Genomic DNA, 15,005 nt, shown 5'->3' with positions numbered 1-15,005 from the left:
GCACCCAACAACACCCCCATATTATGAAGGAAATATTAAACCATCTTATCGAGCATCGAACGCTAACGCGTGATGACGCACGTGAGGTGCTGAAAAACATCACTGCTGGAAATTATAATCAGAGTCAAATAGCGGCATTTATGACCGTGTATATGATGAGAAGTATCACCGTGGAGGAGCTTTCTGGGTTTAGGCAGGCTATGCTGGAGCGTTGTATTCCAGTGGAGATTGCCGAATACGATGCGATGGATCTCTGCGGTACAGGAGGTGACGGGAAGGATACATTTAATATATCTACCTTATCTTCTTTCATAGTCGCCGGGGCTGGTCAGAATGTAGCCAAGCATGGTAATACAGGGGTTTCTTCCATTTGCGGTTCTTCTAATTTGCTTGCGTATTTTGGGTATGAGTTTACCAGTGATATTGATAAAATCCGACAAAGTCTAGATGAGGTTGGGATTTGCTTTTTGCATGCCCCGCTTTTCCACCCGGCGATGAAGCACGTAGGTCCTATCAGAAAAGATCTGGGCGTGAAAACCTTCTTCAATATGCTTGGGCCAATGGTTAATCCTAGTTTCCCAAGTAAACAATTGGTGGGCGTATTTAGTCTGGAATTGGCAAGGCTCTATGGATACTTGTATCAGGAGATGCAGGGTAGATTTTCCATCCTTCATGCGTTGGACGGATACGATGAGATTTCATTGACTGGAGATTTCAAGATGATTTCCAATGAGGGAGAAAAAGTCCTGAAACCGGAGAATCTGGGATTGCAAAAGCTAAGTGCACAGTCCATCAAAGGAGGAAATTCCATACAAGAATCTGCTAAAATCTTCGAAAACATATTAAAAGGAAAAGGTACAGCAAGCCAAAATGCCGTGGTATTGGCAAATTCGGCAGCCGCACTAGTCACAGCCGAAGAAGGTCTTTCCTTTTTGGATGCGGTTGCCAAAGCAGAGGAAGTTTTGCTTTCCGGGAAAGCTTTGGCAGTATTTGAAGGGCTTGTCAATCCTAAAACCTCAGTTTCTTTAGCTTAAAATAATATGAACATTTTAGATAAAATAATTGCTCAAAAGCACATTGAAGTAGCCGAGAGAAGCAGTTTGGTACCGGTGAAATTGTTGGAGAAAAGCCCTTTCTTCGAAGGAAGCGTAGTTTCTATGAAGAAGTATGTATGTGATCCCGAGAAATCAGGAATCATTGCTGAATTCAAGAGAAAGTCACCTTCCAAAGGCTTGATTAATGGCGCAGCAGCCGTGGAGGCTGTCAGCATAGGTTATATGCAGGCTGGTGCTTCGGCTTTATCGATTTTGACGGATACCGATTTCTTCGGTGGAAGTAATGCGGATCTGAAAGAAGCTCGAAAGTTTAACTTTTGCCCGATTCTCCGAAAGGATTTTGTGGTAGATGAATATCAGATTCTTGAAGCAAAATCAATTGGTGCTGATTGCATTTTGCTAATCGCAGCTGCTTTGGAGCCCGCTAGGTTAAAGGAATTGGCTGCTTTCGCAAAAAGCCTTGGGCTGGAAGTGCTGATGGAAGTTCATGATGGAGAAGAACTGGAAAGAAGTCTTTGTGATGAGTTGGATTTGGTTGGGGTGAACAACCGAAATTTGAAAACATTTGATGTGTCTTTGCAAACCTCCTTGGATTTGGTGGACAAAATCCCAAATGATTTCCTGAAGATTTCTGAAAGCGGAATTTCTGATCCTGCTACTTTGATCACGTTGAAAAAAGCTGGTTTCGATGGGTTCCTTATAGGTGAAAACTTTATGAAATCCAGCCGTCCAGAACAAGCAGCTTACAATTTCATCAAAGAATACAAGAAGTTGCACGCTAAAGAATCAACCGTAAGTATCTGATGCTAATCAAGGTCTGTGGGATGCGTGATCCTGAGAATATCCAAAGCCTGATTCAAGAGGTTAATCCTGATTGGATGGGATTGATATTTTATTCCAAATCGTCCAGGTATGTTTCGGGCGATTTTGCAGACTCTATTAAGATCACAGATGTGCCAAAAGTAGGGGTGTTTGTAAATGAACCGATTGAATTTGTACTCAATAAAATGGAGGAATTTAACCTGTCTGTTGTTCAGTTGCATGGAGAGGAAAGCCCGGAATATGTGCGGGAACTCAAATTGAAAACCGGTAAGAAGCTTTGGAAAGTCATTTCGGTGGGAGAGTCTATTGATTGGGAAACATTGAGAGATTACGTGGGGTTGATAGAGTACTTTCTGTTTGATACGGCCACCACCCAGCATGGTGGTTCTGGAAAGCGGTTCAACTGGGAGGTTTTGGAAAAATACCCTTTTGAAAAAGGGTTTATCCTAAGTGGAGGGCTGGATGAGGAAAGTGCTTCTGAAATATTAGCACTGGCAGGAAAAATGCCGCAATTGGCAGGAGTTGATTTGAATTCGAAATTTGAAGATGCTCCTGGGTTGAAAAACATAGAGAAACTGAAGAGGTTTAAAGGGAAAATAATAGCATAGAATTTTGTTGAGCTACCATAGTCTATGGTCTATCAACTATCAACTATAAAACATATGATCCAAGTAGATGAAAAGGGTTTTTATGGCAAATTTGGCGGAGCCTATATCCCCGAAATGCTGCACCCGAATGTCGAAGAACTGAAAGAAAACTACGAGGCCATCTTGGCTTCGAAGGAATTTCAGGATGAATTCAGAGGATTGCTGAAGGATTACGTTGGTCGTCCTACGCCTTTGTATTTTGCATCCAGACTTTCTGAAAAATACGGTGCCAAAATATACCTGAAGCGTGAAGATCTATGTCATACCGGCGCTCATAAAGTGAATAATACCATAGGTCAGATCATTTTGGCGAAAAAGCTTGGCAAAAAGCGGATCATCGCTGAGACCGGAGCCGGTCAGCATGGCGTGGCGACTGCTACAGTCTGTGCACTCATGGGGATGGAATGCACGGTTTACATGGGTGAAATTGACATTGCCAGACAGCGTCCGAATGTAGAGCGAATGAAGATCCTGGGAGCGACAGTCGTTCCTGCGACTTCCGGATCCAAAACGCTAAAAGATGCGACCAACGAAGCTATGCGCGCTTGGATCAATAATCCTGTTGATACGCATTATATCATTGGGTCTGTAGTAGGACCACATCCATACCCAGAGATGGTCGCCAGATTTCAATCTGTGATTTCTGAGGAGATTAAATGGCAGCTCAGAGAAAAAGAAGGTAGAGAAAATCCAGACATTGTGATTGCTTGCGTGGGAGGCGGATCAAATGCAGCTGGTGCTTTTTATCATTATTATAATACGCCGGAGGTTCGTTTGGTGGCTGCAGAAGCGGCAGGCCTGGGAGTGCTATCTGGCAAATCAGCTGCGACCACGGCACTGGGAACACCGGGAATTTTGCATGGCTCCAAGACGATTTTGATGCAGACTGAGGATGGACAGGTCGTTGAGCCGCATTCGATTTCTGCAGGATTGGATTATCCTGGAATCGGACCAGTTCATGCGCATTTGTTTGATGTGGGACGTGGTGAATTTGTAGCAGTGGAGGACAAAGATGCGATGGTGGCTGGGATTGAACTGAGCAAGCTGGAAGGGATAATCCCTGCTATAGAGTCGGCACATGCGCTGCATGCCCTGAATATGATAGAATTTGCCAAAGACGATGTGATTGTGGTCAATCTTTCTGGAAGAGGGGATAAGGATCTGGAGACATATATTAAATGGGGTCAGTACTGATTTATGATTTACTAGTTTGTTTTGAACCTCCATCGGAATTTATAGAAACTAACTCTTCTGAATTAATTTAGAATGAAGAATTAAGGATTTGGGATTTATGATGTCGGATTTACGATATGAATCTGAACCTCGATTGTTATTCTGCAAATCAGAAAATCATTTGTAAATAATTTCGAATGAATAATGTCCAATTTTGAATAATGAAGTGTCAAAACTTTCCAACCTTACCACTTTCCCACCTTTCAACATAATTTTCCAATCTTTCAATATTCAAATTTTTCAATTCAGAAAATATGAACCGAATACATACATTATTTAACACCAAAAAGGAGCGCGTTCTCTCGATCTACTTCACTGCTGGTTTTCCGGCTTTGGAAGATACGATGCCTATCATGGAAGCCGCACAGGCTGGAGGAGCGGATATTATTGAGATTGGTGTGCCTTATTCAGATCCTGTAGCGGATGGGCCTACGATTCAGGATAGCAATATGATCGCCTTGGAAAATGGCATTTCATTGAAGAAAATATTTGCTCAGCTAGAAGGTTTTCGTGCAAAAATTCATATTCCTGTGGTGATGATGGGCTATTTGAATCCAATCATGCAGTACGGAATGGAGGCTTTTTGTCAAAAGTGCAAGGAAGTAGGAGTGGATGGATTGATTTTACCAGACTTGCCTATGCAGCAATTCCAGGATGACTACAAAGAGCTTTTTGCTCAATATGGCTTGGTGAATACCTTTTTGATTTCACCTCAAACCAGTGAAAAACGTATCCGGGAAATCGATGAAAACACGAGTGGGTTTATTTATATGGTTTCATCGCATAGCATTACAGGAGCGAAAGCTGGAATTAGTGATGAGCAGATTGCCTACTTCGAGCGGGTAAAAGCGATGAATCTAAAAAATCCAAGATTGATTGGTTTTGGGATTTCTGATGCTGAGACTTTTTCCAAAGCGTCAGAATATAGCAATGGTGCCATTATCGGTTCAGCGTTCATCAAGACAGTAAAAGATTCAAAAAATCTGAATAAAGACATTCAGAACTACATTCAATCCGTGGTTAATTGAAAAACTGGAAGATTTAAAGATTGAAATATTTCCTAACCTCAAACACTACGTTGAAATTCAACTTCAATACTTAAGAAAGCCTCGTAAATCGTACTTCATAATTCGTAACTCAAAATGATTATCCAACTTCAACCCGATATTTCCGACAGCCAAAAAGATAAATTGATCAATGTGGTCAATGATATCGGCTATAAAACTACAGAAGTCAAAACACAACTTGGCGACTACCTCATCGGTATAGGCAAAAAGGAATTTGATATCCGCAAAATCGGCCAGATGGATGGAATAATTGACATTCACATTGTTTCAGATGAATACAAATTGGTGTCCAAAAAATGGAAAGCCAAGCCAACTTCGGTTGATTTAGGAGATAATATATTCATCAAAGAAGGGGAAATGGCCGTGATCACTGGTCCTTGCTCCATCGAATCCGAAGAACAAATCCGCGCTGTAGTAGCGCACTGTGTGGAAAATGACATTAAGATGATGCGTGGCGGTGTGTTCAAGCCAAGAAGTAGTCCTTACGCTTTCCGTGGGTTGGGGTTGGAAGGTTTGAAGCTCTGGCATAAAATCGCGAGCGAGGCGGGAATCAAGATCGTCACCGAAGTGATGCAGACTTCCCAAATCGAAGAAATGTATCCTTATGTAGATGTTTATCAAGTTGGCGCGAGAAATTCCCAGAACTTTAACCTGCTGGATGAGCTTGGCAAAGTGGACAAAGCAGTAATGATCAAGCGAGGGATTTCCGGTACGATCGAAGAGCTTTTGCAGTCTGCCGAATATGTATTCTCAGGTGGGAATGAGAAATTGATTCTCTGCGAAAGAGGCATCCGAACCTACGAGAGAGCTTCCAGAAATACGCTGGACTTGAATGCAATTCCTATTCTGAAGGCGAAATCACACTTGCCTGTGATTGTAGATCCTTCCCATGGAATCGGCATCCGTGCTTATGTTCCTCAGATGGCACTTGCAGGCGTGATGTCTGGAGCAGATGGAATTATCTATGAATCGCATGAAGTTCCGGAGAAAGCCTACTCCGATGGACAGCAGACCTTAGATTTTGCACAAAGTGCCAGACTTGCAAGTTGGATCAGAGAGAGTTTTGCGATGCGAAAAGGATTTGATTTATTATAAAGAAACAAAAAAGCCAGTGGAGACGCTGGCTTTTGAATTTACTCGTGTTTCGTATCTAATTTTTCTCCCGAAACTTCTCATTTATCAATAATTCCATACCTTTGCAGTCCGTTCGAGTGAATGGAGTGTGCTGGGCTTGCTTAACACATTGATTTACAACTAAAAACGATAGTTTCCTGACCCGAGGACTATTGCTATTCAGGGTTTGTACTATTATGTCTAAACAAGAAGATTTTAACTGGGATAACTTCGAAACCAAAGGTTTTGGTGAAGGCTATTCAAAAGCAGAGCGTGAGCAGATGGCTGCAATGTACGAAGGTACATTGGGCGAGATCACTGAGAAGGAAGTAATCAAAGGTACTGTAGTAGGTGTCAATGATAAGGATGTAATCATCAACATCGGTTTCAAATCTGATGGATTGGTTCCTCTTTCTGAATTCCGTGATCTTGATGGCATCAAGCCAGGTGATACTGTAGAGGTATTCATCGAAGAGCAAGAAAACGCGCTTGGTCAGTTGATCCTTTCCCGCAAGAAAGCTAAGATCGTACGTGCATGGCAGGACATCGAAGATGCCCTTGAGCATGACAACGTGATCGAAGGTTTGGTGAAAAGAAGAACTAAAGGTGGTTTGATCGTAGATATCTACGGTGTAGAAGCATTCTTGCCAGGTTCTCAGATCGACGTGAAGCCTATCAGAGATTTCGATATCTATGTAGGTAAGAAAATGGAAGTGAAAGTGGTGAAAATCAACCACGCAAATGATAACGTAGTAGTATCTCACAAAGTGTTGATCGAGAAAGATCTTGAGAAACAAAAAGCTGAGATCCTAAACAACCTTGAGAAAGGTCAAGTATTGGAAGGTGTGATCAAGAACATGACCAACTTCGGTGTATTCATCGATCTAGGTGGTGTAGATGGTTTGCTACACATTACAGATATCTCTTGGGGACGTATCAATCATCCAGAAGAAGTATTGCAACTTGATCAGAAAGTTCAGATTGTGGTTCTTGACTTTGATGATGATAAGAAGAGAATTTCTTTGGGTATGAAGCAGCTTACTGCTCATCCTTGGGATTCTTTGGCGTCTAGCCTTGAAATCGGATCTAGAGTGAAAGGTAAGATCGTAAACGTAGCTGACTACGGTGCGTTCCTTGAGCTTGCTCCAGGTGTTGAAGGTTTGATCCACGTGTCTGAAATGAGCTGGTCTCAGCATTTGAGAAACCCTGCTGACTTCGTGAAAGTAGGTGACGAAATCGAAGCTGTAGTATTGACTCTTGACAAAGACGACAGAAAAATGTCTCTTGGTATCAAGCAATTGACTGAAGATCCTTGGACTAAGAACGACATGGGTACTAAGTACGCTGTAGGTTCTAAGCACACAGGTGTGGTAAGAAACTTGACTAACTTCGGCCTATTCCTTGAATTGGAAGAAGGAATCGACGGTTTGGTTCACGTATCTGACCTTTCTTGGACTAAGAAAATCAAGCATCCATCTGAGTTTGTGAAAGTAGGAGATGAGCTAGCAGTAGCTGTTCTTGAGCTTGACGTGGACAACAGAAGACTTGCTCTTGGTCATAAGCAATTGGAAGAAAACCCTTGGGATACGTTCGAATCAGTATTCCCTGTAGGATCTGATCATAAGTGTACTGTAGTTTCTAAAAACGACAAAGGTGCAGTTCTAGAATTGCCTTACGGTCTTGAAGGATTTGCTACTGTGAAGAACTTGGAAAAAGAAGACGGATCTCAAGTTGAGGTTGGTGAGTCTTTGGATTTCAAAGTAACTGAATTCTCTAAAGATGATAAGAGAATCGTTCTTTCTCACACTGCAATGTTCAGAGAAGAAGCGAAGCCAGCTAAGAAAGAAGCGAAGAAGAAATCTGATTCAGGTTCTGCTTCTACTTCATCTTCAGCTCCAGCAGAGAAGTCAACTCTTGGTGACTTGGACGCTTTGACTCAATTGAAAGAGCAAATGGAAGGTAAAAAATAATTTCAGATTTAATATTTGAAATTTCATATTGGAAGACGCCGGCTGAGAAGTCGGCGTTTTTTTGTGGATGATTTTTTAACCACAGAGTGAGCAAAGGTCACGCAAAGTACGCAGTTGTCAGGCTAAACGGAGTCTTACTGGTTTTCATAGCTGTCCTGCTTCTCCAAAAGCTCAACTTTGACGTAAGTCTTAGGACTTGTGCCGGGAATCGATGTAGTCTTCAGACTGCCCGTCTATGATGCTAGTCGAAGTCCAAAGACTTCATTATATCAGATCCAAGTCTGGAGTCTTGATCCAAAGCGGTAGCCGTTGGTTAATGAAGTTTTGTTGCTTTGTAGCACATTGGTTCTTGTCCTCGTCTTGGCTTAACTAGTTTTGCCATTAAATTCGAGCTTATGAAAAATGCACTTTTACTATCAATTATTCTTTTAATAAGTCTTTCGGTTACAGCGCAGTCTGGGCTAGAGGTAAAAGGTTATTTTGGCGTTTCGGGAGCACAGATCAATTGGAACAAGGATCTCGATGGAGCCAGTTCTGCGGATATTGAGAGTTTACTAGAGGTTGGCGTTTTACTGTCGAAAAGCATTAGCGAGAAATTCTCTCTGACGGGAGGTGTAAATTATGGCTTTGCACAGGTAAGTTATTATCCTAATATTCCGCCCTGCGTCAATTGTCTTAGCATCGCTTATAATCATAATCCTGATTTTAAAATGCTCTCTATTCCTGTTTATGCTGAGTATAAAATCGGTAGAATATTTTACGCAGCAGCCGGCCCAGTGCTGGATTTTCAGCTATCCGAAGGAAATAATATGTCAGACCAAAGTGGTGTTGGGTATTTGGTTGGTCTTGGGACAAAACTTAATACCAATAAGCTGTCCTTCTCCATTTTTTCCAATTACAAAAGGCATAGTGTTATTCCTTTTGAAAATGAAGGAAACTACAAACAGATCTTGCAGGAACTGGGCGTTCAGCTCGGTGTTGGATATCAATTCTAAAATGCCCTGTGCGTATCTTTGATTCATTAAAAAATGTATAGGTTTTATCTAAATCGACTTATGAAGAATTTTACCATACTCGTGTTGTTCCTTTTAATTTTTTCAGCCTGCGAAAATTTCGATGATCCTATTCCGGAAGGTAGCGTGTTGGAAGCTCCCATGTTGTATTCAAAATTGGTCAGTTCAGACAAAGTAGAGCTCACATGGCTCTCAAATCAGTTTTGTGCCGGATTTTGCCCGACTACTGTACCTGCGACTTACTACGAAATTTGGACAAAGTCTCTTAGCAATTCAACCAATTATAAATTAGCAGAAACTCCTGCAGGAGAGACGACTTTTCTCGTGGAGGGCTTAGAGCCTGGGGTAAGGCAGGAATTTTTTGTAATAGCCAAACGTGCGGATGTGAGCAATAAAACGAATCGTGTGATGGTCGTTCCGGATGAACTTCCTGCACCTAATATCATTTTTGAAAAAGATGGGTTTGATTACATCACACATCCGCAGATTTCTCCTGATGGACAAACCATTGCATATTCAGTTTCAGTAGCAGGTGCCACTGTAAATCCTCAACAGATTTTTTTGTTTGATATAACAAATAAGGCTTCCAGTTTGGTCCTAGAAAATGGGGCATTTCCATCGTGGTCTGCGAGTGGGGCTAATTTGGCGTTTGTGAGAATAGATGAAAATTCATCTGCTGTTAAGGAATATACCGTGGCTTCAGATAATGTGAAGGAACATGCCAGAGATTCTTTTAGGAGTTACTTCCCTGTGTTTGGAGCGGCACATTCCACTATGCTTTATTTTTTGGATAGTTTGGGGGAAGGTGAGTCTGGAATTGTTGAGTTTGAAGTCACAAAAGATACCTCAAACATGATAAGAGAAGAAGAAATTCTGGGAAATGCTCCAATCCATTTAGCAGGAATGGATTATTCAGCTGAGGATAATATTCTGGCTTATAGCTTGGCTTTTCCTAAAGAAACCTCCCTTGGTTTCTCTTATGATATAGTGGGGGTTGACCCGGGAAGCCCCTCTGCATTGAGCAACTTAGAGGTGTCAGATTGGAACGATAGCAATCCATCTTTTTCTAGGGAGAACTCAGATATTTTAGCTTTTGTCTCAGATCGATCTGGAATACCACAGGTTTGGATTAAGAATCTGTCTTCAGGGCAGTTGATTCAGGTGACGGATTTTCAGGAAAGTGAATGGATCAATACTGGAATAGTGGGATTGAGCTGGAGCGGGGAAAAACTGTATGCAAATACTCAGAATTCTGAAGGGAACACAAAGCTTGTGGAAATTAACGTGTCGGCTTTGTTGGGAGATTGAAAAGTTTTAGGTGTATCCGTTTATCTGCACGTAGCCAATTAAAATTTGGTTTTAATGCTGAAGTTTCGCAACTCCCCCTTTTTTAAGGGGGAGGAGGGGGATTTTTCCAAGCTAGCACAAAACATAATTCTAGTACGTGCATTTATGCGTTTAATCATAAAAGTTTTTAGATTCTCGGCAAACTAGACTTTACTCCAATCTATCTTTTCAGGTTTAATCGGAAGATTCCTGATTCGACTTCCCGTTGCGTCAAACACTGCATTGGCGATTGCCGCAGCCACCGGACCCATCGCAGCTTCCCCCGCACCCATGGGTTTGGTCTCTGGTCTATCGATGATATGAACTTCTACTTCCGGGACATCAACCATCCTTAAAATCGGGTAAGAATTCCAATCGGTACTTGTAACTCCATTTTGATCGAAATTCACCTCTTCCATCATCGTCCAGCTGGCAGATTGGATCATTCCGCCTTCCGTCTGGTTTTTCAGGCCGTCTGGATTGATAGTCAGCCCCGAGTCTATCACTCCTGTAAGTTTTTTCAGCCTATAGTTTTTAGCTTGCCTATCTATTTCCACTTCTGCAAGGACTGCAAAATAAGAGGTGGCATTTTTATACCTGGCGTAGGCGATTCCAAATCCATTATTAGCTGTTTTGGCCCTAGACTTCCAATTTGTGTTTTTCTCCAATTCCTCCAAAACTGCCCTGGCCCTCGGGTCTTCTAGATTTTTAATTCTAAAGGCAACAGGGTCATTATCGGATTTTCGGATCAATTCATCCAAAAAGCACTCCATCGCAAAGGTGTTGGCATACGCTCCCAGACCCCGTAGCGATGAAGTGCGAAGTGGGCCTTGATAATCGAATAAGTGGAGCTGTTTAGCTTTGAAGGTGTATTCAGGAACTCCATTTCGGTGTGAACCGCCTGACCAACCGCCTTTTCTAAATTCAATTGGAGGATCCAAGTGCCTAGCTGAAACAAAACTTCCTGCTCTGCCATCAGGTCTGGTACTGTGAGAATCTGACCAAACTGCACTGTCCCAAGCCAGCAAGTTGCCATCAGAATCTATGCCTGCGGAAAGACGAAAGGCCATGCTAGTGCCATAAGGCTCCCATTTGTGTTCATCGTCGCGCATCCATTGCAAGCGCACGTGTACTCCCGGCATTTCCCGGGCTATCAACGCGGCTTCCCCGGAGACATCGTCTGCACCGTTGTGTCCATAGCAACCAGAACCCGGTACTCCTATGCAGCGGATTTTTTCCGCATCAATAGAAAATAGGTCTGATAGTGTATTTCTGACAGGGTAAACTCCCTGGGTAGCAGTCCAAACGGTAAGCAGGTTTTCTTCCCAAAGGGCAACTGCACAAGATGGTCCTATAGAAGCATGCATGTGATAGGGGCGGAAGTATTCTGCCTGATGGTTCAAAGCTGACGAAGTAATAATTTGCTCGATTCCTTCGGAAGCCATAACTTCCTCAGGCTGGCCTGATTCTTTTTGGATGTCTTCCAAAAGCTGATTCTGAGCTACCTGAATTCCTTTTTTGTCCCACACTGCAGCAGCTTCCATCAGATTTCTGGCTTTTATTGCCTGATATTCCCGCTCAGCAACTATTGCGAGAAAGCTTCCGTTTTGGATGACTTTCAATACACCAGGCAATGCCTTGACTTCACTCAGATCTATTGATTGAAGTTTGTCTTGATAAGAGGGTGGGTGTAGGATTCTTGCATGCACCATCCCAGGCATTTTCAGATCATGTACGAAGTGAGATTCTCCATTCACCAATTTCAGGATATCATCCCGCTGCAGCGGTTGGCCTACGTACTTATAATTCTTTGGAGCTTTTAAGGGGGCTTCTCCGCTGATTTTTTCCTCGATAAACTTTCCGTCTAGCAATTCCCAGTAGCTTATTTTCTCCCCAGATGGAGACTTGATCGTTCCGTCTATTACCTGTAGGCTCTCGGGAGCTATATTCCATTTTTGTGCTGCCATCTTCAAGAGGTACTGTCTTGCTTCTGCAGCGGCCTGGCGAATAGCGCTTCCGCTGCCTTCTACAGAGTTGCTGCCTGCGGTAAATCCCTCGTTGGGAGTTTGTCCGGTATCGGAATTGATGATGTGGCAACGCTCTGGCGTTATGTCCAATTCCTCTGCGGCGATTTGGATCAATGCAATTTTAATTCCTTGGCCGAGTTCCTGCTTTCCTGAAAGTACAGTCAGATGTCCAGCTGCATCCAGGCGAATCCACGAGTCAACTAGCTTGTTGTCAATCGTGGCGCGTAGCGGAACACCAGCATAAGGCGGAATCTCTGTTTGTTCAGCTTTTGTCTGGCAAAAAGAGAGGGGGAGGAGATTGAACCCAATCATCAAATGTCCTGTAGCCTTTAGAAATGAGCGACGGCTTTCGTTTGTAGGCAAATGATCTTTCATAATTCGGAGTTTATTTTCTCAGAAGCCAATTTGACTGCTTTGATAAATCTGGCATGTGTGCCGCAGCGGCAAAGTACCTGGTTAAGTCCTTCTCTGATTTCAAGGTCAGAAGGTGAGCTATTCTTTTGCAGCAATGCGACGGCTGAAATAATCATTCCATTCAGGCAATAACCGCACTGCGCAGCCTGGGTTTCTATGAAAGCTTGCTGTATAGGATGAAGTTTGTCACTTTTTGCAAGTCCTTCCAGTGTTGTGATTTGGGTGTTTTCAAAACTGGCACAGGGCCTAAGACAAGTAGGCTGAGCAGAGTTTCCCTCAAGTACCATGCACGCCCCACATTGCTGTAGTCCACAGCCAAATTTTGCTCCCTTGAGATCAAATTCGGCTCTTAAAATGTAAAGAAGAGGTTCTTCTGGGTCAGCAGAAATGGTCTGGGATTTTCCATTCACGTGTAATGTGATGTCTCGAGGCATGATTATCAATGGTTTAAAACTTAAACTAAGGAATGCCTGCCTGAATAGCAATGAGAGGAAAAAGAATTACATCACTGGTTTGAAATCGACCTTAAAAAAATCTGATGTAAAACAAAAAAAGCATTCACCGAAATGAATGCTTTTGGATGAGGTCGAGAGCGGATTCGAACCGCTGTAGAAGGTTTTGCAGACCTCTGCCTAGCCACTCGGCCACTCGACCAATCAGAATTGGAATGCAAATGTAGGTAATATCTTTTTCCTTGCAATAAAGTGCTTGATATTTTTAAAGCTATGATAAAAAAACCGGCCTTTGGTTCTTTTGAATTGAATAAACTTGAGCCTTCTATCGTGGGATTTCAATGGAAGTTTGAAAAGCATGTGAAATACATTCTATTTATAAAGATTCTAAATTAAATTCTGCTTCAAAAATAAATCTTAATCACCTGTAATACAATTATATATGAAATCAAATAGAGCGGACATGAATCATCCAGCTCTATCCCTCACTAGTTTGAAAAATTGGCTTCGGGTAGTACCTTTGCAGGGGTTATATAAAACCGCATAAACTATTTAATTAGCTATAATATGTTATCCAAACGCTCGTTAGTAGGGGTTCGATTGAATTTCCACACACTGGCAGTGCTGTTTTTAATGCTGATCGGAATGCAGGCTTTTGCAGCAGATCCGGCAGTAGCAAATAGCGACGAAGCAGTGGCAGCAGGTAAGACTGTATTCAATGCAAATTGTAAGACATGTCACAAATTAGATCAGAAGCTGATTGGTCCTGCTTTGAGAGGTGCGACGGACAGAGCTCCGGTCGAATTAGTGAAGAGTTTCATTAAGAATTCTCAGGCTGTAATCGCATCTGGCAATGCGTATTATAATGATTTGTACAAAGAGTACAACAATACAGTGATGATCTCTCACGAGTTTTTGAGTGACGATGATCTAAATAATCTTTTAGCTTATATAGAGTACGGTGATACTGCTGACCCAGCAGCTGCGGCGGCAGCAGGAGGAACAGAAGGTGGTGCGGTAGCAGCAGAAGGTGGGATTCCTAATGAGTACCTGACCATTATTCTTGGTGTACTTGTAGTCGTTTTGCTATTGATTCTTATTGTTTTGGGATTGATTATTTCGGTATTGACCAAGTATCTGACCAAGCAAGAGCTGGATGAGGATGACAAGGAGTTTGTCAACCAAAAAACCAACCTTAGCAAAGTTTTTAAAAGCGATATGTTTGTCGTTATAGTGACAGCACTGGTAATCGCTTTAGTTGCCAAGACAGCACTAGATGGCCTTTACTCTGTGGGCGTTCAGCAAGGTTATGCTCCAGAGCAGCCGATTGCTTATTCTCACGCCCTTCACGCAGGTACATTAGAGATCGAATGTCAGTATTGTCATACTGGAGTTGAAATCGGAAGATCTGCCAACATCCCCTCAGCTAACATCTGTATGAACTGCCACACCCATGTGCAGAATGTACAAGGGGCAGAAGGTGTTTCTCCAGAAATTCAGAAAATATACGATGCGGTTGACAACAACCAGCCTATCGAATGGGTGCGAGTTCACAACCTTCCGGATTTGGCTTATTTCAATCACTCCCAGCACGTCGTGGTAGGAGAAGTAGAATGCCAAACTTGTCATGGCCCTATTCAGGAAATGGAAGTAGTTGGTCAGCATAGCGCGCTTACTATGGGTTGGTGTATCGATTGTCACAGACAGACTGAGATCCAAACTGAGGGCAACGCCTACTATGATAAGTTGGTTCAGATACACACTGATTCTAAAGATGCCTTGAAGGTGAAAGACATCGGAGGTTTGGAGTGTGCTAAGTGCCACTATTAATTCATTATTCTTTTCGCAAATTCATTCTTATATCAT

The 15,005-nt window shown here is 42.5% G+C and carries 13 protein-coding genes and 1 tRNA gene; 11 read left to right on the top strand and 3 right to left on the bottom strand.

Annotation, left to right across the window (positions count from 1 at the left end):
• The first annotated feature begins 23 nt into the window (after nucleotides 1–23).
• From trpD to BM386_RS05165, 9 genes are all read left to right on the top strand, one after another.
• The gene (gene trpD / locus BM386_RS05205; RefSeq protein WP_091692039.1) at nucleotides 24–1,034 is read left to right on the top strand and encodes an anthranilate phosphoribosyltransferase; all 1,011 of its coding nucleotides are present in this window, start codon (nucleotides 24–26) and stop codon (nucleotides 1,032–1,034) included.
• Between the two features lie 6 nt (nucleotides 1,035–1,040).
• Complete coding sequence (trpC, locus tag BM386_RS05200; protein ID WP_091692038.1) at nucleotides 1,041–1,859, top strand: indole-3-glycerol phosphate synthase TrpC; 819 nt, start codon at nucleotides 1,041–1,043, stop codon at nucleotides 1,857–1,859.
• Complete coding sequence (locus BM386_RS05195; protein ID WP_091692037.1) at nucleotides 1,859–2,485, top strand: phosphoribosylanthranilate isomerase; 627 nt, start codon at nucleotides 1,859–1,861, stop codon at nucleotides 2,483–2,485. The genes trpC and BM386_RS05195 overlap by 1 nt, the downstream gene beginning before the upstream one ends.
• A gap of 54 nt (nucleotides 2,486–2,539) precedes the next feature.
• The gene (gene trpB / locus BM386_RS05190; protein ID WP_091692834.1) at nucleotides 2,540–3,718 is read left to right on the top strand and encodes a tryptophan synthase subunit beta; all 1,179 of its coding nucleotides are present in this window, start codon (nucleotides 2,540–2,542) and stop codon (nucleotides 3,716–3,718) included.
• A 293-nt stretch (nucleotides 3,719–4,011) separates the two neighbouring features.
• A complete protein-coding gene (gene trpA, locus BM386_RS05185; protein ID WP_091692036.1) occupies nucleotides 4,012–4,785 on the top strand; it encodes a tryptophan synthase subunit alpha in 774 nt (257 codons plus the stop codon).
• 114 nt (nucleotides 4,786–4,899) lie between these two features.
• Complete coding sequence (gene aroF / locus BM386_RS05180) at nucleotides 4,900–5,919, top strand: 3-deoxy-7-phosphoheptulonate synthase (RefSeq protein ID WP_091692035.1); 1,020 nt, start codon at nucleotides 4,900–4,902, stop codon at nucleotides 5,917–5,919.
• A gap of 215 nt (nucleotides 5,920–6,134) precedes the next feature.
• Entirely contained in the window at nucleotides 6,135–7,907 is a 1,773-nt protein-coding gene (gene rpsA / locus BM386_RS05175) for a 30S ribosomal protein S1 (protein WP_091692034.1), read from the top strand.
• A 395-nt stretch (nucleotides 7,908–8,302) separates the two neighbouring features.
• Entirely contained in the window at nucleotides 8,303–8,902 is a 600-nt protein-coding gene (locus BM386_RS05170) for an outer membrane beta-barrel protein (protein WP_091692033.1), read from the top strand.
• Between the two features lie 60 nt (nucleotides 8,903–8,962).
• Entirely contained in the window at nucleotides 8,963–10,228 is a 1,266-nt protein-coding gene (locus BM386_RS05165) for a fibronectin type III domain-containing protein (RefSeq protein WP_091692032.1), read from the top strand.
• A gap of 182 nt (nucleotides 10,229–10,410) precedes the next feature.
• On the opposite strand, the gene BM386_RS05160 is transcribed toward BM386_RS05165, so the two are convergent.
• The 3 genes from BM386_RS05160 to BM386_RS05150 form a co-directional block, all read right to left on the bottom strand.
• Nucleotides 10,411–12,648: a xanthine dehydrogenase family protein molybdopterin-binding subunit gene (locus tag BM386_RS05160; protein ID WP_091692031.1), complete on the bottom strand. Its 2,238-nt coding sequence runs from the start codon at nucleotides 12,646–12,648 to the stop codon at nucleotides 10,411–10,413.
• A complete protein-coding gene (locus BM386_RS05155) occupies nucleotides 12,645–13,121 on the bottom strand; it encodes a (2Fe-2S)-binding protein (protein WP_091692030.1) in 477 nt (158 codons plus the stop codon). The genes BM386_RS05160 and BM386_RS05155 overlap by 4 nt, the downstream gene beginning before the upstream one ends.
• A gap of 149 nt (nucleotides 13,122–13,270) precedes the next feature.
• Nucleotides 13,271–13,341: transfer RNA gene (locus BM386_RS05150), tRNA-Cys, on the bottom strand.
• A gap of 71 nt (nucleotides 13,342–13,412) precedes the next feature.
• Here BM386_RS05150 and BM386_RS24010 point away from each other — a divergent pair.
• Together BM386_RS24010 and BM386_RS05145 are read left to right on the top strand one after the other, a co-directional pair.
• Nucleotides 13,413–13,535 (top strand): hypothetical protein, encoded by a 123-nt coding sequence (locus BM386_RS24010; protein ID WP_280140997.1) that lies wholly within the window; start codon nucleotides 13,413–13,415, stop codon nucleotides 13,533–13,535.
• Nucleotides 13,536–13,706: 171 nt separating this feature from the next.
• A complete protein-coding gene (locus BM386_RS05145; RefSeq protein ID WP_091692029.1) occupies nucleotides 13,707–14,969 on the top strand; it encodes a c-type cytochrome in 1,263 nt (420 codons plus the stop codon).
• The last annotated feature ends 36 nt before the right edge of the window (nucleotides 14,970–15,005 follow it).

The sequence above is a fragment of the Algoriphagus locisalis genome, from assembly GCF_900116615.1.
Taxonomy (GTDB): Bacteria; Bacteroidota; Bacteroidia; order Cytophagales; family Cyclobacteriaceae; genus Algoriphagus; species Algoriphagus locisalis.
The sequence above is the reverse complement of the archived record's forward strand: the minus strand, read 5'-3'. Positions and strand labels throughout refer to the sequence as shown.